The organism is Rhodococcus gordoniae, from assembly GCF_001646655.1.
Lineage (GTDB): Bacteria > Actinomycetota > Actinomycetes > Mycobacteriales > Mycobacteriaceae > Rhodococcus > Rhodococcus gordoniae.
On sequence record NZ_LPZN01000035.1, the window covers coordinates 22990 to 41989 of the forward strand.

16 protein-coding genes and 1 pseudogene are annotated in these 19000 nt (G+C 69.8%); 8 read left to right on the plus strand and 9 right to left on the minus strand.

The annotated features are described in order from the left end of the window. Positions 1-26 precede the first annotated feature (26 nt). From A8G18_RS14275 to A8G18_RS14285, 3 genes are read right to left on the minus strand one after another with little or no spacing between them, the layout of a single operon-like run. On the minus strand, positions 27-701 hold the full coding sequence (locus A8G18_RS14275; RefSeq protein ID WP_064064393.1) for an alpha/beta hydrolase: 675 nt from the start codon (positions 699-701) through the stop codon (positions 27-29). Between the two features lie 27 nt (positions 702-728). Then, on the minus strand, positions 729-1922 hold the full coding sequence (locus tag A8G18_RS14280) for an alanine racemase (RefSeq protein WP_064064394.1): 1194 nt from the start codon (positions 1920-1922) through the stop codon (positions 729-731). Between the two features lie 38 nt (positions 1923-1960). After that, entirely contained in the window at positions 1961-2605 is a 645-nt protein-coding gene (locus tag A8G18_RS14285; RefSeq protein WP_016932700.1) for a TetR/AcrR family transcriptional regulator, read from the minus strand. 76 nt (positions 2606-2681) lie between these two features. Between A8G18_RS14285 and A8G18_RS14290 the strand changes: the two genes are divergently transcribed. Continuing rightward, complete coding sequence (locus A8G18_RS14290; RefSeq protein ID WP_064064395.1) at positions 2682-3989, plus strand: D-arabinono-1,4-lactone oxidase; 1308 nt, start codon at positions 2682-2684, stop codon at positions 3987-3989. A gap of 12 nt (positions 3990-4001) precedes the next feature. Here the strand turns inward: A8G18_RS14290 and A8G18_RS14295 are convergent, their stop codons facing one another. The 4 genes from A8G18_RS14295 to A8G18_RS14310 form a co-directional block, all read right to left on the minus strand. Beyond that, on the minus strand, positions 4002-4934 hold the full coding sequence (locus A8G18_RS14295; RefSeq protein ID WP_064064396.1) for an adenosine deaminase: 933 nt from the start codon (positions 4932-4934) through the stop codon (positions 4002-4004). Positions 4935-4981: 47 nt separating this feature from the next. Then, positions 4982-5743, minus strand: a complete 762-nt coding sequence (locus A8G18_RS14300; RefSeq protein ID WP_064064440.1) for a crotonase/enoyl-CoA hydratase family protein — start codon at positions 5741-5743, stop codon at positions 4982-4984. 78 nt (positions 5744-5821) lie between these two features. Next, positions 5822-6865: a class I adenylate-forming enzyme family protein gene (locus A8G18_RS14305; RefSeq protein WP_084421807.1), complete on the minus strand. Its 1044-nt coding sequence runs from the start codon at positions 6863-6865 to the stop codon at positions 5822-5824. A 120-nt stretch (positions 6866-6985) separates the two neighbouring features. Continuing rightward, complete coding sequence (locus A8G18_RS14310) at positions 6986-8455, minus strand: DHA2 family efflux MFS transporter permease subunit (RefSeq protein ID WP_064064442.1); 1470 nt, start codon at positions 8453-8455, stop codon at positions 6986-6988. A gap of 94 nt (positions 8456-8549) precedes the next feature. On the opposite strand from A8G18_RS14310, the gene A8G18_RS14315 reads away from it, so the two are divergent. Next, positions 8550-9245, plus strand: coding sequence for a GNAT family N-acetyltransferase (locus A8G18_RS14315; RefSeq protein WP_064064441.1), 696 nt, complete (start codon positions 8550-8552; stop codon positions 9243-9245). Further along, positions 9242-10288 (plus strand): glutathione S-transferase family protein, encoded by a 1047-nt coding sequence (locus A8G18_RS14320; RefSeq protein ID WP_064064398.1) that lies wholly within the window; start codon positions 9242-9244, stop codon positions 10286-10288. Before A8G18_RS14315 ends, A8G18_RS14320 begins: the two co-directional genes overlap by 4 nt. Before the next feature lie 15 nt (positions 10289-10303). On the opposite strand, the gene A8G18_RS14325 is transcribed toward A8G18_RS14320, so the two are convergent. Continuing rightward, positions 10304-10768, minus strand: coding sequence for a VOC family protein (locus A8G18_RS14325; protein ID WP_064064443.1), 465 nt, complete (start codon positions 10766-10768; stop codon positions 10304-10306). Between the two features lie 25 nt (positions 10769-10793). Then, positions 10794-11601 (minus strand): annotated as a pseudogene (locus tag A8G18_RS23675) (AraC family transcriptional regulator). A 57-nt stretch (positions 11602-11658) separates the two neighbouring features. Between A8G18_RS23675 and A8G18_RS14335 the strand changes: the two are divergent. The 5 genes from A8G18_RS14335 to A8G18_RS14355 all read left to right on the plus strand — a co-directional run bounded on the left by A8G18_RS14335 (position 11659) and on the right by A8G18_RS14355 (position 18813). Beyond that, a complete protein-coding gene (locus tag A8G18_RS14335; RefSeq protein ID WP_064064399.1) occupies positions 11659-12393 on the plus strand; it encodes a hypothetical protein in 735 nt (244 codons plus the stop codon). Positions 12394-12395: 2 nt separating this feature from the next. Next, positions 12396-13202 (plus strand): alpha/beta fold hydrolase, encoded by an 807-nt coding sequence (locus A8G18_RS14340; RefSeq protein WP_064064400.1) that lies wholly within the window; start codon positions 12396-12398, stop codon positions 13200-13202. Between the two features lie 67 nt (positions 13203-13269). Next, on the plus strand, positions 13270-14370 hold the full coding sequence (locus A8G18_RS14345) for an ABC transporter ATP-binding protein (protein ID WP_425337701.1): 1101 nt from the start codon (positions 13270-13272) through the stop codon (positions 14368-14370). Further along, positions 14367-15146, plus strand: a complete 780-nt coding sequence (locus A8G18_RS14350; RefSeq protein WP_064064402.1) for an ABC transporter permease — start codon at positions 14367-14369, stop codon at positions 15144-15146. The genes A8G18_RS14345 and A8G18_RS14350 overlap by 4 nt, the downstream gene beginning before the upstream one ends. Positions 15147-15222: 76 nt before the next feature. Beyond that, a complete protein-coding gene (locus A8G18_RS14355) occupies positions 15223-18813 on the plus strand; it encodes an ABC transporter ATP-binding protein (RefSeq protein ID WP_064064403.1) in 3591 nt (1196 codons plus the stop codon). Positions 18814-19000 lie beyond the last annotated feature (187 nt).

Genomic DNA, 19000 nt, shown 5'->3' on the forward strand with positions numbered 1-19000 from the left:
TTCCACACCGTCGACCGGGCCCCTCGTCACCGCGAGGGGCCCGGTCGTTTCTCGGGGAATCGGGGAATCCGGCCGGCCAGGTCGCCCACGAACGCGGCAACATCCGAGGCCACCCTGCGATGTACGGGTTCGTGCAACAGGTCGTGCCCGGCATCGGGATATTCGCACCACTGTGCCCGGGGCACCGACGACGCCCACTCGCGTACCGGGTCGATGGGGGCCAGCCGGTCGTCGACGCCGTGGACCAGCAGGACCGGCAGGCCGCTCGCGCGGAGCGCTTCGGCCGTCTCCGGCAGGGCCGCGGTGCGCGGCGTACCGCACAGCACGACGCCCGCGAGGCGGGTACCACCGGAGGGATCGGCATCCAGCGCCGTCAGGACCGTCGCCGCCCCGAGCGAATGGCCCATCGCCACCAGCGGCAGACCGGACTCGGCGGCGAGGCCGGTGAGCACGCCGAAGTCCTCGGCGTGGAACTCGACGTTGCCCGGTGAGCCGGGTTCTCCTTCGGAGAGCCCGTGTCCGGCGAGGTCGAGTCCCCACCAGGCGATGCCGTGGGCGGCGAGGCCGGAGGCGAAACGGTGGTAGTGCCCGGTGTGCTGCCCGAAGCCGTGCGCGAACACCACACCGGCTCTCGCGTCGTCGACGGTCCGGCACCGCCAGTGGACCCGGCCGACAGACCCGGGGAAGAACGTCAACGGCATGAACTCATTGTGGCCGGAGACGGAAGGTCACCAGCAGCCGCCCTCACCGCGATAGGTGGGAACCTCGGTGCGTCCGTTCTCGTCCACGAGGTACACCCGGTCGAACCTCTCGCACAGTTCCCCCGCCTTCGCGTGGCGGAACCACACCCGTCCCCCGACGGGGATCGAGGCGGCAACGCGACCGCGCACCGGGGTCTGCACCTCGCCGGCACCTTCCGTCCCCAGCAGCTTCAGTCCCGCAGGACGGACCGGGCGCGGCACCCGCGAGGCGCCGGTCGGGCCGGACGCGATGTACCCGCCGCCGAACAACGTCGTGATCGACGGTGACGGTTTGCGCACGGCAGGTAGCGCGAAGAACATCGACGGGTTCGGGGTGAACGCCCGGTAGCCGTCGAACAGGGTGGGCACGTACAGGCCCGATCCCGCGGTGGCCTCGGTGACGACACCATCGGCGGTGGTCACCTCGAGCGAACCGGTTCCGCCACCGTTGACCAGTTCGAGGTCTCCTACGACCGCACGCACGGCCTCCACCACAGCACCGCGGCGCGAGGAGAGTTCCCGCGCCGACAGTCCCTTGACGAGCCGTACCGGCAGCGACGAGTCGGGCAGGCCCGCGATCTGGGCCTCGTAGAACATCACTCCGACGACGTCGAATCCGGCGGCGTCGGCGCGACGAGCCAGGCCGGCGACTGCCTCCGGGTCGCGCAGCGGAGAACGGCGCACACCGAGATGGAGCGGACCCACCCGCAACGACGCATCGACGTCCAGGCAGATTTTCGCCCGGAAAGTGTTCTTCCCCAAGGCCGTACGGATGATGTCGAGGTGCTCGACCGAATCGACCATGAGCGTGATCGCCTGCACCGCGTCCGGCGACACCGCGAACTTCCCGAGCGCCGCCCGGTCGACCGTGGGGTAGCCCATCAGGATGTCGCGCGCTCCGTGCTCGGCGAGCCACAGCGCCTCCCGTAGCGAGTACGCCATGATGCCGCGAAAACCGCCGCGGGTGGTCAGTTCCGGGCCGAGGACCTCGGCGAGGACGGCACGACAGCGCACCGACTTGCTCGCGACCCGCACGGGCACACCGTTCGCGCGGCGGATCAGGTCGTCGGCGTTGCGCCGCAGGGTGGGCAGGTCGACGGCGGCGAACGGCGGGTCGAGGTCGGCCGTGGCAGCCTGCACCCGGTCGAGGACGTCGTCGGGGGCGGAAGCAGCACGGAGCACGGGCGGTCCCTTCGGTGCGATCGGGTCGGGGGTCGGGGTCAGGAACGTTCTACGGCACGGCTCGCGATGATGTCGGCGATGATTCCCAGTTCGGCTGCCGTCGAGTCGCCGTCGCGATCCACGAGCCAGCGGAGCACGACTCCGTCGAGCAGCGCCAGTGACAGCCGCGCGACCGTCGCGGTGGGCAGCGACCATTCGACGCCGCACTGCTCGGCGCAACTGTCGAGGAACAGGTGGGCCTGCTCGTCCATCAGCCGGTACTGCTGCACGGCGATGTCCCCGCTGACGGGACTTCCGTCGGTGCGGTGCCGGAGGGAGTAGGTCGTGATCTCGTAGGTGAGGGTCTGCAATCCCGGCGTGGACTCGATCGCCGACCACATCGCCCGGAGACCGGTGTGGAGCATCGAACGCAGACAGTCGACACCGCCGGTCTGCTGCCCGCCCGCCGGTACGCCGAACGCGGCCTGCATGGCCCCGGCGAGTTCGCCGATGACGGCGTTCGCCATCGCCACGACGAGGGCTTCCTTGCTGTCGAAACAGTAATGGACGACGCCCAGTGACACTCCGGCCTTCTCGGCGACGGCACGGACCGTGACGGCTCCGACTCCCCCGCCCTCTGCCAGTTCCAGTGCCGCGGCCACGAGTTGGGTGCGGCGCTCGTCGGCAGGCAACCGATTCGACATGCCCCCGATCGTAGAGGGCGGGAACTGTTTCCGACCAGGTGTTGACTTGGACGGTTGTCCAGGTCGAAGATGGGGCATGTCCACCTGGCACAACTGGGCTCGCACCGCGAGTGCGACGCCCCGTCGTTTCGAGACCCCCGACACCGTCGACGACCTCGCGCGCATCGTCGGCCGCGCCTCCGACCAGGGCGAACACATCAAGGCCGTGGGTGCCGGGCACTCGTTCACCGGTGCGGCCGTCACCGACGGCACGCTGATCTCACTCGACCGGATGTCGGGCCTCGTCTCGGTGGAGCGGTCGCCGGCCGGCGCACGTGCGACGGTGCGGGCGGGGACGCGACTGCGCGATCTGAGCGACCTGCTGTGGGCACAGGACCTCGCCGTCCCCAACCTCGGCGACATCGACGTCCAGTCCGTCGCCGGCGCGATCTCCACCGGCACCCACGGCACCGGTACGGCCTTCCGAGGACTCGCGGCAGCCGTGTGCCGTGCGACGATCGTGCTGGCCGACGGCCGGATCGTCGACTGCTCCCCCGAACACGAAGCCGGCCTGTTCGAGGCCGCGCGTCTCGGACTCGGCGCACTCGGCGTCCTCGCGACCGTCACGCTCGACTGCGTTCCCGCCTTCCGCCTCCGGGCAGAGGAAGCACCCTCGTCGCTCCGGGCGACGCTCGACGCCCTGGACGAACTACGTGACGGCGTAGACCATTTCGAGTTCTACTGGTTTCCGCATACGGACGGCGTGCTCGTCAAACGCAACACCCGTCTCCCCGGTGCGGAACCGGTACAGCCGGTCGGGCGGGTGCGCACCCTCCTCGACGACGAACTGCTCTCCAACGGGGCGTTCGCGCTCTTCCAGCAGATCGGAACGCGTGCTCCCGCCACCATCCCGGCCCTGAACCGGGTGGCGTCGCGGGTGCTCTCGCCGCGCACGTTCGTCGACCGCAGCTACCGGGTGTTCGCCTCCGAACGGCGGGTGCGGTTCCGGGAGATGGAGTACGCGATACCCGTCGATCTCCTCCCGGAGGTTCTGCGCGAGATCGATGCATGGTTGCAGCGCAACGATGTTCGCATCGGCTTCCCGGTGGAGGTGCGGTTCTCGCGGGCCGACGACGTGTGGTTGTCCACCGCGCACGGCCGCGACACCGCGTACGTGGCCGTGCACCAGTACCACCGGCGCGATCACGGACCCTATTTCGACGGTGTCGAGCCGATCCTGCGCGCCGCACAGGGACGTCCGCACTGGGGCAAGCTTCATTCCCTGACCGCCGGCGATCTGCGCGCACTCTACCCCCGGTTCGACGACTTCCTCGCCGTGCGCGACCGCGTCGATCCGCACCGCACCTTCACCAACCCGTATCTGCACCGGGTCCTGGGCGAATGACCTCCGGCGGACTCAGAGGAAGGCGGCATCCCACGAATTGCGCTGCAGCACATCCCGTTCGGCATCGCTGAGACCGAGCTGGTCCTTCAGACCCGCGAGGTTGTCGTCGACGTAACCGCCGAAATAGGCGGGATCGTCCGAGTGCACGCTCACCGACAGACCGGCCTCGAGCATCCGGCGCAGCGGATGCTCGGCGAGGGTGTCCACCACGCGGAGGCGGACATTCGAGAAGGGGCAGACCGTGATCGGGATGCTCTCGTCGACCAGGCGCGCGACGAGTTCGGGATCCTCGAGGGAGCGGATGCCGTGGTCGATGCGTTCGGCACCGAGCAGGTCGAGTGCCTGCCGGACGTATTCCGGGGGTCCCTCCTCCCCCGCATGCGCCGTGATGTGCAGCCCTTCGGCCCGCGCCCGCGCGAAGACGTCCTCGAACAGCGAGGGTGGGTGGCCGACCTCTGCCGAGTCCAGGCCGAGCCCGATGATCGGCGCGCCGAGACGCAGCAGTTCACCGAACACCTCGTGCGCTTCGGGCACCGGACGATCGCGCACGATCGACGCGATCATCGCCGCATCGATCCCGAATTCCCGGCGAGCACCGGCGACCGCGTCGGCGAGCCCGGCCACGACCTCGGGCAACGCGACACCGCGCGAGGTGTGGGCCTGGGGATCGAAGAAGAACTCCGCGCGGGTGACACCCGCCCGCGCCGCACGTGCGAAATAGGCGCGGGCGAGGTCGGCGAAGTCCTGCGCGGTAAGCAGGACCTCCATGTTCGCGTAGTAGAGGTCGAGGAACGACTGCAGATCGGTGAACTCGTACCGACTGCGGAGGTCGTCGAGATCCCGATACGGCAGAGCGACGCGGTTCCGCTCGGCGAGGGCGAGGATCAGCTCGGGTTCGAGCGTGCCCTCGATGTGCACGTGCAATTCGGCGAAACCGTCGGTCACCTGATCCTCACCATCTCTCGTTCCGTCGCCCTCGCGAGTGCGACCGCTCAGCGCCCCTTCCACACGGGAGGCCGCTTCTCGGCGAAGGCCGTGGCACCTTCACGCGCGTCCTCCGAGGAGAACACGGGCGCCATGATCTCCATCTGCTTCGCGAACGCCTCTTCGCGCGACCAGTCGGCCGAGCGGACGATGATCTCCTTGGTCGCCGCCACGGCGAGCGGTCCGTTCGCCGTGATGCGCTCGGCCAGCTCGAGTGCGCCCTCGAGTGCCCCGCCGGGTTCGGTGAGGCGATTGACGAAACCGTAGCCGTAGCCTTCCTCGGCGGTGAACGCATCCCCGGTGAGCGCGAGCTCGAGTGCCTTCTGGTAGGGGATGCGCGACGGCAGGCGCAGCAGGCCACCACCACCGGCGACCAGGCCGCGCTTGACCTCCGGGATACCGAACTTCGCGTCCTTCGCCGCGACGACGAGGTCGGTGGCCAGGACGAGTTCGGTTCCACCGGCGAGCGCGAACCCCTCGACCGCCGAGATCAGCGGCTTGCGCGGAGGCGCTTCCGTGAACCCGAGGCCCTTGCCCGGTACGACCACGTTCTCGCCCGCGACGAACGCCTTGAGGTCCATACCCGCACAGAAGGTGCCACCGGCACCGGTGAGTATCCCCACCGACAGGGAGTCGTCGCCGTCGAGTTCGTCGACCGCCTCGGCGAGGGCGTGACTCACCGCGGCGTTGACCGCATTGCGTGCGTCGGGCCGGTCGATGGTGATGACGAGAACACGATCGCGTCGTTCGAGCAGGACTACATCGGACATGGACATACCTCTCCACTACGGAAAATGCCGGATCATCCGGTTACAGGCTGTATACCGGACGAGAACGTGTTCCAGTAATCACGACACCCGGACGGCGAGCTGATCGACGAAGCCCTCGTCGTCGATGCGCACCTGATCTCCCGTGCGGAACCAGCCGTCCTCCCTGAACGCGTCGGCCGTCGCGCACGGTTCGCGCCAGTACCGCCGGGCCACGCTCGGCCCGCGACAGAGCAGTTCGCCGACGCCGTTCTCGGCGTCGGGTCCGAGCAGCGCGACCTCGATCCCGCCGAACGGCACTCCGATGCTGCGAGGATGACGGGAGCGATGCTCCGAGGGCAGCAGCAGACCGATCCCGCCCGTCTCGGCGACCCCCCAGCCCCGCACGCACCGCGAAGTGGGGAAGGCCGCGCGCAGATGCCGCCACGGTGCGCGGATCACCCGGGACCCCGAGACCATCACGGTGCCTCCGAACGCGAGCGTGGGCAGCAACTGGACGCTGCATCCGACCGCCGTGGACAGCGGAGCCGTCAGCACGGTCCGGACGCCGTCGCCGACGAGGTCCATCGCGTGTGCGACGGCTTCGATCGTCGACAGCACGTTGGTGTTGGTCAATTCGACGCCACGCAGGGCACCACCGGCGGCGCGCACGTAGTAGAGCACCGCGAGTTCGTCCGGCGAGGCCCCGCCGTCGAGGAAGGCGACGCCGTCGGGAAGGTCCGAATCCAGGGTCAGCACTGCACCGCTGTGGACTTCGATCTCCGCCGCCTCCTCCGCGCTGCAACTCGGGGCGGGGAGCACAGGGACGCCGCCGGCGAGGACCACTCCGAGGAAACCGACGAGCCAGCGGATGCTGTTCGCCTGGTTCACCACCACGCGGTCGGCGGGACCGACACCCTGGTCGAGGAGGCCACCGGCGACGCGGGCGGCGGCGGCCCACAGTTCGCGGTAGGTGAGCGCGCGGCCGCAGCGGTCGACCACGGCGACCCGGTTGGCGAAACGCAGCGCACTCCGGTCGAGCAACTCCGCAAGGCACGGCTCGAGGCCGTCGTACTGCAGGATGCCGCTCGCGCAGCGAGTGATCCGATCGTCCCGGAGCCAACGACTGCCTGCAGGAATCTCCACTACGGCCACCGACATGCCACCTCCCACCCGGCGTGCGTGCCTGCACTATATGGCGCGGATCACAGCCGTGTGAGGAAACCGCGGGTCACGGACACCTGTCAGCCGTACCGCGGACTGTCGTCAGGCCGTTGCCGGCGCCGAACTGCCCTCCGGGGCACGCTGTTCCTTCTGACTCGCGGGGCGGTCGAAGGCCAGCACGGCCACGAGTCCGACGATCAGGACACCGGCGGGGAGCCACAGCGATTCCGCCATCGCGGCGGCGAACGGCGCACGCAGCGGCTCCGGCAGGACGGACGTCTGCATCTCCGACGCACCCCCGCCCCCGCCGACGCCGTTCGCCGACAGCCGGGCCGCCATCATCGCGCCCAGAGCGGCACTGCCTATCACCGCACCCACCTGACGCGTCGTGTTGTACACACCGGAGCCCGCGCCCGCTCGACTCGGCGCGAGCCCGTTCGTCGCGGTGGCCGACAGCGGAGACCAGATCCCCGCGTTCGCGATACCGATCAGAGCGATCGGCAGCAGCAACTGCCAGATCTCCGCGTCGGGGGTCATCACCGAGGCGAGCCATCCCAGCCCGACGACGAGCAGCGAGAATCCGGTGCCTGCGATCGATCGCGGGTGGAGGCGGTCGACGAGTCTGCCCACGAGCGGCGCGAGCACGCCGCTGAACACCGCCATCGGCACCATGAGCAGCGCCGCACCGGTGGGACTCAGTCCACGCACCGACTGGGCGTAGAACATGATGGGCAGCATGACGCCGGTGATGGCGAAACCCATCGTCGCGATGCCGATGTTCGCGAGACCGAAGTTGCGGTCGTGGAACAGGGACAGCGGCACGAGCGGTTCCCCCCGGTTGCGTGACTGCTGCGCGACGAACACGGTGAGCAACGCGATGCCCGCGACGATCAGCACCCACACCCGGGCGGTCCACTCGAACGAGTTTCCCTCCTGGATGCCGAACACGAGACAGAACAGACCGGCGCCGCTGAGCAGCATCCCGAGCACGTCGAACCGGTGCGGACTCGTCGGCAGCACGGGCACGTACCGCACGGCCAGCGCGAACCCGACGATTCCCACGGGCACGTTCACGAAGAAGATCCACTCCCAGCCGAGGCCGTCGATCAGGACACCGCCGACCAAGGGGCCGACCAGCGTCGCGACACCGGCCACTGCGCCCCACAGCCCCATCGCGGTCCCGCGCCGCTCACGCGGAAAGATCCGCGTCACCACGGCCATGGTCTGCGGCGACATGAGCGCCGCGCCGAAACCCTGGAAGACCCTCGCGACGATGAGCATCTCGATCGTCGACGAGAAACCGCACCACAGGGACGCGATCGTGAACAGCACCAGCCCGGCGAGATAGACCCGTCGCTGCCCCACGCGGTCGCCGAGGCGGCCCGTCACGAGGAGCGGCACCGCGTACGCGAGCAGATACGCGCTCGTGACCCACACGACGGCGGCGATGTCGGCCCCGAAGGTCCGCATGATCGCCGGGTTGGCGACGGCGACGATGGTGCTGTCCACCAGGATCATGAAGAAACCCAGGCACAGTGCCCCCAACGCCGCCCAGCGGGCACCGTCCGACATCTCCACCGCCACCTCGGACCCGCGTCGGCGCGTGTCGACCTCGCTGTTCTCGCTCACCGGACCTCTCCCCTCGTCGGCGGTCTACGGTAGCGGGGTGGACCCGCACATCTCGAGCATCGCCGCCCTCGCGTGGTGTCGTGCGCTGGGCCTGCCCGACGGTGCCCTCGCCGAACCCGCCTGCGTCACACGGGTCGACGACTCGGTCCGCGACGTCCGGGTGCTGGCCGTGGGGCGCGCCACGGCGATCGTGGGTCCCGATACCGCGGTCTCCCGTCTCGCAGCCGAACCCGACCCCGCCGAACTCGACGCACCGAACGCCGAAGTCGTCGTCGCCGGTCACGCGGGTCGCACGGAGATCCTCGGTCTGTGTACCGACTGGATCGACGCGACACGCGTCGACAACCCGCTCGTCTCGGACGATCCCGGGGACCTCGCGGAACTGCTGCGGTGCTGCCCGCCCGACGACGTCACCGAGGCCGAACTGTCGCCCGGCGGACCGTCGCGTGTGTTCGTACTGCTCGACGACGACCACCGTCCCCTGGCCGCTGCCGCCTACAGCGAACTCGGATCGCTGCTGGCCGACGTGCGGGTGCTGACGACACCCGCCGCGCGTCGCCGGGGTCTCGCCTCGACCGTCGCAACGCTGGCGACCCACGATGCGCTCGACGCGGGACTCGTGCCGCTCGCCCGCATGCGCCGCGACAACCGCGGTGCCCGGACCGTCGCGGCGGTGTCGGGATACGACATCTGGGGAACCCTCGTGACGGTTCGGGTACCACCCGGACGATGAGGACAGTGCGGAAGGATGCGCAGGTGACCGAGAACAAGTACGTCGAGCCGGGTGCGGAGTTCACCCGCGACACCAACTACATCCCCACCCGCATCACCGCCGACGGGCGCGACGGCTATCCCGTCGAGGCCGGGCGGTACCGGCTCGTCGCCGCCCGCGCCTGCCCGTGGGCCAACCGCACCCTGATCGTGCGGCGACTGCTCGGTCTCGAGGACGCCCTGTCGCTGGGATTGTGCGGCCCGACTCACGACGAGCGCAGCTGGACGTTCGATCTCGACCCGGGCGGGGTCGATCCCGTCCTCCGGATCCCGCGACTGCAGGACGCCTATTTCGCCCGCTACCCGGGATACGACCGCGGGATCACCGTCCCGGCAGTCGTCGACGTCCCCACCGGGCAGGTCGTGACGAACGACTATCCGCAGATCACCCTCGACTTCTCCACCGAGTGGACGCAATTCCACCGTGAGGGCGCCCCGGATCTGTATCCGGAGAATCTGCGGGACGAGATCGACGAAGTGGCCGAACTCGTCTACCGGGACGTCAACAACGGCGTGTACCGGTGCGGTTTCGCCGGCTCGCAGGAGTCCTACGACAGAGCCTTCGACCGCCTGTTCGCCCGACTCGACTGGCTCGAGGAACGCCTCGGAGCACGGCGCTATCTCGTGGGCGAGAGCATCACCGAGGCCGACGTGCGCCTGTTCACCACGCTCGTCCGGTTCGACCCCGTCTACTACGGGCACTTCAAGTGCAACCGGAACCGGCTGGTGGACTTCCCGGCACTGTGGGCATACGCGCGCGACCTGTTCCAGACCCCCGGTTTCGGCGACACCGTCGACTTCGTGCAGATCAAGCAGCACTACTACCTCGTGCACACCGACGTGAATCCGACCGGCATCGTGCCGAAGGGGCCGGACCTGTCGAACTGGCTCGACCCGCACGGTCGTGAGGCTCTCGGCGGGCGGCCGTTCGGTGACGGCACGCCGCCGCCTCCGCCGCGCCCGAGCGAGGTGGTCCCCGACGGGCACGGCGCCATCGCCCGCTGATCCCTGCGACGGTTCCTACGGCCGGCGCGGCCGATAGGTGCCGAGGCTCCAGTACACCCCGTGAGGGTCGCGGCAGGTGAACCCGTGCGAGCCGTAGTCCTCGTCGCGGAGTTCGACGGTCACGGTCGCGCGAACGGCCGGGTCGTCGGCCTGTGCCGAGGCGAGCACCCTCTCGTACAGGGCGTCGACGGTGGCGTCGTCGGGAAGCACGAGATAGGCGGTACCCGTATCGGCGTGCTGGTCGAGCGGAGACCCGCGACCGGTCGATCCGAGCATGACGCCTCCGCCGTACGGCCAGAGCAGGGCTGCGTGGTCGACGCGCTCGCCCTCCCCGTAGACCTCTGTCCCGACGAACCCGAGGGTGTCCACGAGGAAGCGGATCGCGCCCCGGGCGTCGGTGTAGGCGAAGCACGGCCACACCGAGTCGACGGTAGGTGTGACGGTGGCCGACTGCTGCGGGGAATTCGTTGTGTTCGTCATGCCGTCCAGTGTCGGCGCCGCCACCTCAGTCGTCTTGGACGAATGGGAACACTTCGTCCTCGAGCCACCGCGACGGCGGCACGCCGGCCAGGTCGCGCCAGTCGCGGGCGAGGTGTGCTTGATCGTAGAAGCCGCAGACGACGGCGATGTCCGCCAGACGCCGGGTCGGATCGGCACGCAGCATCTTCCGGGACCGGTCGAACCGCGCTACCCGGGCCACCTCTTTCGGCGACAGCCCGAACTCGGCGGTGCACCGATTCGTGAGGTGGCGTCTGCTCCATCCGAGTTCGTCCGCGACGGCACGGACCGGACGGGCAGGATCGGACACCAGCACGTGCCAGGCGTGCGCGAGGTGCCCGTCCGGACCCGTCGACCGGGCAGAGATCGAGGACGGCGAACCGCTCGTCCCAGGACACGCACGCGGAGATCCGGTCGAACAACTCTCGCCCGTCGGCACCGATGACGTCCTCGAGGTCGACAGCCCACGAGCCGAGTGCGGCAGCGGGCACACCCAGCAGCGCGCGGGCACCCGCCGGGGTGAGGGACAGTTGCATTCCGTGCTGGCGCCCGTCGTGGACGATGGGCACGGGGCGCGTCGACAGACCTCCGGCAAGAGCATCGAAACGCTCCGGGGACCGCCCGTCGCCCCGGGAGAGTTCGACCGGTTCGGAGATCGTGAGGATTACGGTGACCTCCGGAGAGGGCATACCCAGGTGGGTCCCCGGCGGGAAACCGTCGAGCCGATACCCCTCGTACGACCGTACGTAGGGTGTCAGCAGGGGCGCCGGACGCCGCCTGGCGTCGTCCGACACCCCGACTGCGGACCCGGTCATGGCACCAGCGTAATGAGAGCAGTCCGGAAGACAAGAGCACCGGAGAACAGGGGCACGATGAGCAGCAAACCAGGCATCGCAGAGGCCTTCATCGTCAAGATGCTGGACAACGGCGCGAAGCTGCAGGGACCTGCGGTGGCGAAGTACGTCGATCTCATGCGTCGCGCACATCCCGACGAGTCCCCGGCGCAGATCATCGAGCGGCTCGAGAAGCAGTTCCTGCTCAGCGTCACGGGCAGCGGGTCGGCGGCAGGCGCGACCGCGGCCTTCCCCGGCGTCGGGACACTCGCGGCCATCGGCGCGGTGGGCGCCGAGACGGCCTTCTTCTTCGAGGCGTCCGCGCTGCTCACCCTGGCCATCGCATCGGTGCACGGGATCGAACCCCACAACCACGAACAGCGCCGTGCGCTGGTGCTCGCCGTCTCCCTCGGTGATGCCGGCCGGGAGATCGTCGCGACCGCGACCGGCGCGTCGCTGCGCAACTGGCCCAAGGCACTGACCACCGGCACGGGTGGCACCCAGCTGAAGACGCTGAACAATTCGCTGGTCAAGAAGTTCATCCGCCGGTACGTCGCGAAGCGGAGTCCGTTGCTGATCGGCAAGCTCGTGCCCGCGGGTATCGGTGCCGCCATCGGTGGTGTGGGTAACCGCGCGCTGGGCAAGCGCACGATCCAGCACGCGCGCGACGCCTTCGGCCCTCCCCCGCCCGCGTGGCCCATCGCCCGTCCCGTCCTCCCCGTGAACGGAGAGGCACCGGTCCTCGACGCCGGGGTTCCGGTATCGAAGGACTGACGGTGCCCGCCGACGGGAAGGTGTACGTCCGGGAGTCCGGTGCGGGAGCGCGCACCGTCGTACTGCTGCACGGCTTCTCCGACCACGGTGGTACGTGGTGCAAGGTCGCACCGGCGATCGCCGAGCGTCACCGGGTGCTCACGGTCGACCTGCCCGGTTTCGGGCGCAGCGCGCAGCACTGGGAGACACCGGTGCTCGACCACTACGTCGACATCGTGGCCGAACTCGTCGACGACGTGCCCGAGCCGGTGTCGCTGGTCGGGAACTCGCTCGGTGCGGTGACGGCGCTGGTGTTCGCCTCCGTCCACCCGTCCCGCGTCGATCGTGTGGTGCTCGCCGACATGCCGGGGCTCGCCGGGATCCCCCGGTGGTGGACACGCGGCGCACGCATGCCGGTCGAGCTGTCGCGCGCGTTGCTGCGTCCGCTGCCCGTCGCGGTGATGCAGCAGGTCATGGGCACCCTGTACGGGCGTGCGGCGGTGCATCGACGCGGCACCTTCGACCGGGCCGTGCGCACGGCGTTCGCGGCGAACTACGCGACGCGCGAGCAGGTCGACACCCTGCTGACGGTCGGCCGGCACGCCATCGGCGAACTCGGCCGGCTGCCGATCCCGGAGATGGTGCACGCCCTCGACATGCCGGCCCTGTTGGTGTGGGGTGCGCGCGACCGGCTGACACCCGCTCATGCCGCGCGGCGCGTGCAGGCCGGCGGCAGGAGACGAGTCGTGATCATCCCCGATGCCGGGCACTGCCCCCAGCTCGACGCCCCGCGCGAATTCCTCGACGCCGTCCTGCCCTTCCTCGGATGACCCGTAAGCTCACGGCGACCGCGGCACGAGCCGCACCCACATCTCGACGACGCGGGGGTCCGTATCCGTGACAGCACCGTCAGCGCAACCGCCGTACGGCACACCCGATCCCCGGGTGCCCTCGGGGGCGTCCGGCGCGGGGATCGCCGTCCACGGCCTGAGCAAGGCGTTCGGCGACCACGCGGCCGTGTCGAATCTGTGGTTCACGGTTCCGCCCGGGTCGATCACAGGTTTCCTCGGTCCCAACGGATCGGGTAAGTCCACCACACTCGGCATGATGCTCGGTCTCATCCGGCCGAGTGCCGGCAACGCCGTCGTCGACGGCGTGCCGTTCACGGCCCTGCAGCAGCCGGCGCAGGTCGTCGGTGCCGTGCTGGACGCGCGCAGCGCCCACCCCAAGCACCGGGCGCTGACGCACCTGCAGATCTACTGCGCCGCGATCGGTGTGCCCGACGAGCGGGCGCAGCAGATGCTCGACCTCGTCGGCCTCGGATCGGTCGCGCGACGCCGCATCGGCGAGTTCTCCCTCGGCATGCGGCAGCGACTCGCCCTGGCGACGGCGCTGCTCGGGCAACCGCGTTATCTGGTGCTCGACGAACCGGCGAACGGACTCGACCCGGAGGGCATGGCCTGGCTGCGTGACTTCCTCCGCGCCTTCGCCGGCAACGGTGGGACCGTGCTGATCTCGAGTCACATCCTGCGGGAGGTCGAACAGATGGCCGATCGTCTCGTGGTCATCGCGAACGGGCACCTGGTCGCGGAGACCTCGATGACGGACCTGCGCGACACCTACCGCTCGCGGGTGTTCGTCGCGTCCTCCGACCCGGCCCGCCTCGCGACGGCGCTCGCCGCAGCGGGGCACACCGATGCCCAGGTGCAGCAGGACGGACGGCTCGCGGTGGTCGGTGCTGCTCCCGACCGCATCGCCGAGATCGCCGGAACCGCGGAGGTGACATTGTTCGGCACGAGTGTCGAGCACGTCGATCTCGAGCAGGTGTACCTGGCGATGACGGCGGGTCGCTACGCGGCCGCTCCGGTTGCGCAGTACCCGGGGCACGGACCCCACCGACCCCAGGCCCAGCAGTACCCGCAGGCCCAGCAGTACCCGCAGTCGCAGTGGGGACAGCCGAACCGACCGCCGACCGGACAAGGAGGCCCCACCGCATGACCGCGCTTCTCACCGCCGAGTTCCGCAAGGTCCTGAGCCTGCGCTACTGGTGGATCCTCGGCATCGCACCGCTGATGGTGGGCCTGTTCTGCGGCGCGCTGACACTGCCGGTCGCGCGGCAACTCGAATACGGCTTCGGCGACGGCGTCGCCGAAGCCGTCGCCGCCGCGGTCGGCATCTCCCTCGCCCTGTCGCTGGTCTTCCTGTTCGCCGCGATCTTCGGCGCGGTGGCGACCGGCAGCGAGTTCGCGCACCGCACGATCATGACGACCTTCCTCACCACGAGGGGCCGCGATCGGGTCGTCGGTGTGAAGCTCGCGACCGTTGCCGTGATCGGATTGCTGTACTGCATCGTCACGGAACTCGCGGCGGCCGCGACGCTCGTGCTGTTCGGAGGCGGCTTCGAGGGCGCCGACCTCGGATCGGTCGTCCAGGTGCTGGGCATCGGCCTGTTCTGCGCGCTGATGTGGTCGCTCATCGGAGCCGGGCTCGGCCTGCTCACACGGTCCACGACGGGCAGTGTGCTCGCGATCTGCGCATGGGTGCCGTTCGGTGAACTGATCGTCTCGCTCGTCCTGCACGGTCTCGGTCTCGGGGCACTCGCGTCGTACCTGCCGGCACAGGCCACCTGGTACGTGCTGTTCTCGGCGGTGTCGATGCCCGAGGACGTGACGCTGGAGATGACGTGGCCGCTGGCACCGCTGGTCCTGGTCCTCTGGACCGTGATGCTGGGCGGTCTCGGCTGGTGGCGGACCCGAACCGCCGACATCGTCTGACGCACCTCCCTGCGCAGCGACCGTCTGCGACCGGCTCCGACCCGGTCTGTCGTCGCGCGGCGCTAATGTCGGTTCGATGGCACACGACCCGATTCCGCGCACACCGGGATGGATTTCCCGGCTCGTCGCCGAATGCCTGAAACACCGCAGAACAGCCGTGGGGGCGCTGGCCGTCACCGTGGTCGCCGCCCTGATCGACATCACCTTTCCGCTGCTGACGAAAGTCGCGGTCGACAGCGCGACCGGACAGGGCGAGGTGCCCGCCGACGACCTGCGTCTGATCGGTCTCGCCGCGGGGGCGATCGCGGCCGGCGCGGTGATCCGGTTCGGCTGCCAGTACGGGCGGCGCATGCTCGCCGGACGCCTGTCGCTCGACGTGCAGCACGACCTGCGGTTGCGTCTGCTCGGCTCGCTCCAACGTCTCGACGGCCACGGTCAGGACCGCATCCGCACCGGTCAGGTGGTTTCGCGGTCCATCACCGACCTGCAGCTCGTCCAGGGTCTGCTCGCGATGGTGCCGATGTCGGCGGGAGCGCTGCTGCAGTTCGTGCTCGCGCTGGTGATCATGATGTCGCTCTCGCCCCTGCTCACGCTGGTCGCGGTGGTCACGGTCCCGATCATCGGCGGCCTCGTCCGGGTGGTGCGCCCGAAGCTGTTCGCCGCGACGTGGTCGGCGCAACAGCGCGCGGCCGATCTCGCCCAGCACGTCGAGGAGACCGTCACCGGGGTGCGGGTCGTGAAGGGATTCGGCCAGGAGTCCCGCGCCGTCGACCAGCTCGAGGAGCACGGTCGCCGGTTGTACGCGGAGCGTCTGCGCGCGGCCCGGATCAATGCGTGGTTCTCGGCACCGCTGGGTGCCATCCCGCAGTTCGGGCTCGTCGCCACGATCGCGCTCGGCGGCTGGCTCGCCCTCGACGGTGGGATCACCGTGGGTACCTTCGTGGCGTTCACCGCCTATGTGGCGACGATGACGGCGACGACCCGCACGCTGTCGCAGGTCGTGATCATGGCGCAGTTGTCCCGCGCCGCCGTGGAGCGGGTGTACGAGGTGATCGACACCGAACCCGACGTCGCCGATCCCCCGCATCCCGTCGCGCTGCCCGACGGTCCGCTCGGGGTGCACCTGAAGGATGTGACGTTCGGTTTCGACGACGACCGGGACGTGCTGCGCGGGCTCGACCTGGAGATCGCACCCGGCGAGACCGTCGCGATCGTCGGTCCGGCGGGCTCGGGCAAGACCGTTCTCTCGCTGCTGCTCCCCCGTTTCTACGCGCCACGCCACGGGTCGGTGTGCCTGACCGCCGACGGGCACGACATCGACGTCGCCACCCTCCGCGCCGACGACCTGCGCGGTGCGGTCGGTCTCGTCTTCGACGAGCCGTTCCTGTTCTCCGACTCGGTCGCGTCCAACATCGCGCTCGGCCGGCCCGACGCGTCGGACGACGAGATCCGGGCCGCTGCGGCAGCGGCGCGCGCCGACGACTTCGTCGACGCGCTGCCCGAGGGCTACGACACCATCGTCGACATCGGGACGGTCGACGAACTCGACGAACGCAGTCCCGTCTTCCGGCGTCTGCTCTCGACCGACGAGGACGTCGTGCCGGATGCGGAGCGTCCGGTGGCGGCCGGCGAGTTGTGGCCGGAGGGCCACGAGGACGAGCCGTCCGGCGCCGTCGTCGACACGGCGGCCCCCGGTGGTGGTCGTGGCGGACCGGGGGGCGGTGGTCGCGGCGGACCGATGCCGGGGGCGCTCGGCGCGGTGGCCCCGACACCGGAACTGCGCGCCGCGGTCGCGGCCCTCCCCCCCGCCACCGAGACCCCCGGGAGTGATCCGGCCCTGCAGTCCGACTCCCTGCGCCTGCCCGACCCGCAGTTCCGGTTGTGGACGACGCTGCGCCCGGTGCGTGCCCTGCTCGCGCTCGTCGTGCTGTGCCTGGCGGTGGAGTCGCTGACGAGCATCGCGTTCCCGTCGCTCGTGCGGTTCGCCGTCGACCGCGGGGTGACCCCGGGCGAGCCGTCGCGGTTGTGGCAGGCGACCGCCGCGGGTGTGGTCCTCGCGCTGCTCGGCTGGATCGCGGTCGCGATCCTCACCGTGCTCACCGCGCGCGCGGGCGAGCGGGTGCTGTTCGGGCTGCGCGTGCGCTCGTATGCACACCTGCAGCGACTCGGACTCGACTATTACGAACGCGAACTGTCGGGCCGGATCATGACCCGGATGACGACCGATGTGGACGCGTTGTCGCAGTTCATCCAGACCGGCCTGTCCACCGCGGTGGTGGCGGTGCTGACGCTCACCGGCATCTCGGTCGCGTTGATCGCGACCGATCTGTCCCTGGCCCTGGTGGTGCTGGCGGTGCTGCCCGTCCTGGTGGTCGCGACCTTGTGGTTCCGGAAGATCTCCGGGACGGCATACGCGCAGTCCCGCGAACGCATATCCGTGGTGAACGCGGATTTCCAGGAGAACGTCACGGGTCTGCGCGCCGCGCAGGCCTACCGCCGGGAGGAGACCGCCGCCCGTCGTTTCGCCGAGCGCGCGGAGGCCTATCGGCGCAGCCGCCTGCGCTCGCAACGGGCGATCTCGCTGTACTTCCCGTTCATCACCTTCCTGTCCGACCTCGCGCTCGCCGCAGTCGTCTTCGTCGGGGCGCGCGAGGTGGCGTCGGGTGCGGTCGGCCCGGGTGTGCTGATCGCGTTCGTGCTGTACCTGAACCTGCTGTTCGCACCCATCCAGCAGTTGTCGCAGGTCTTCGACGGCTACCAGCAGGCGAGGGTGGGTCTGCACCGGATCGGCGACCTCCTGCGGACCGAGAGTTCGCTCGAGTCGGCGCAGGAGGGCACGGTGGCCGTCACCGGGCACCTCCGCGGCGACGTCCACCTGAGGGAGGTCGGTTTCCGGTACCGCGAGGCCGAACGCGAAGCCCTGAGCGGGGTGGACCTGCGTATCCCGGCCGGGTCGACGGTCGCTCTGGTGGGCCGGACCGGCGCCGGGAAGTCGACGGTCGTCAAGCTGCTCGCGAGGTTCTACGACCCCACTTCGGGCTCGGTGCGGGTGGACGAGACCGATCTGCGCCGGTACCGCCTGCGCGACTATCGCGGCCGGCTCGGCGTCGTTCCGCAGGAGGCGCACCTGTTCACGGGCACGGTGGCGACCAACATCGCGTACGGCCGGCCCGACGCATCACGCGAGGAGATCGAGGCTGCCGCGCGGGCCGTCGGGGCGCTCGACATGGTCGCGGGGCTCTCCGGCGGCATGAATCATCCGGTGGGTGAGCGCGGGCAGGGTCTGTCGGCGGGCCAGCGGCAACTCATCGCGCTCGCGCGCGCAGAACTGGTGGACCCCGACCTGCTGCTGCTCGACGAGGCCACCGCGACCCTCGATCCCGCCACCGAGAAGGCGGTGCTCGAGGCGGGTGCGCGGGTGGCGCGTTCGCGGACGGCCGTAGTGGTGGCGCACCGTCTCGCGACCGCCGCTCGCGCCGATCTCGTGGTCGTCATCGACGACGGCCGTATCGTCGAGTGCGGGCCCCACGACGAACTGCGCCGAGCGGGAGGTCTGTACACCACTTTGTGGCAACTCGCTACCGGTGGTCTCGTTCCGGAGGAGCCCGAGGCCTTGCTCACATCTGCGACGGAAGGATCGAACATGAGATCGTCCTCACGTTTGTAACGGGGTGCGCGCTGCGCCGATGCACCTTTGAGGGAATAATCGGCTCTCGAGAACCGTCATCGATGGAGACCCCATCGCACCAGATTGTGAGCTAGCCCACCGACATGAGCGGTCAGTTCGGATCGTCACATGCCACGGGCTAGCCTCATATTCACAGGCGCTCCGATCGGGTACCGAAGAAAGAAAC

Bases quoted from the DNA above. Each gene is read 5' to 3' on its own strand.
- A8G18_RS14285 (WP_016932700.1), bottom strand. From the start codon at position 2,605: ATGTCGAATCGGTTGCCTGCCGACGAGCGCCGCACCCAACTCGTGGCC.
- A8G18_RS14320 (WP_064064398.1), top strand. From the start codon at position 9,242: ATGAGGACAGTGCGGAAGGATGCGCAGGTGACCGAGAACAAGTACGTC.
- A8G18_RS14335 (WP_064064399.1), top strand. From the start codon at position 11,659: ATGAGCAGCAAACCAGGCATCGCAGAGGCCTTCATCGTCAAGATGCTG.
- A8G18_RS14325 (WP_064064443.1), bottom strand. From the start codon at position 10,768: ATGACGAACACAACGAATTCCCCGCAGCAGTCGGCCACCGTCACACCT.
- A8G18_RS14310 (WP_064064442.1), bottom strand. From the start codon at position 8,455: ATGTCGGACGGTGCCCGCTGGGCGGCGTTGGGGGCACTGTGCCTGGGT.
- A8G18_RS14275 (WP_064064393.1), bottom strand. From the start codon at position 701: ATGCCGTTGACGTTCTTCCCCGGGTCTGTCGGCCGGGTCCACTGGCGG.
- A8G18_RS14300 (WP_064064440.1), bottom strand. From the start codon at position 5,743: ATGTCCGATGTAGTCCTGCTCGAACGACGCGATCGTGTTCTCGTCATC.
- A8G18_RS14355 (WP_064064403.1), top strand. From the start codon at position 15,223: ATGGCACACGACCCGATTCCGCGCACACCGGGATGGATTTCCCGGCTC.
- A8G18_RS14290 (WP_064064395.1), top strand. From the start codon at position 2,682: ATGTCCACCTGGCACAACTGGGCTCGCACCGCGAGTGCGACGCCCCGT.
- A8G18_RS14350 (WP_064064402.1), top strand. From the start codon at position 14,367: ATGACCGCGCTTCTCACCGCCGAGTTCCGCAAGGTCCTGAGCCTGCGC.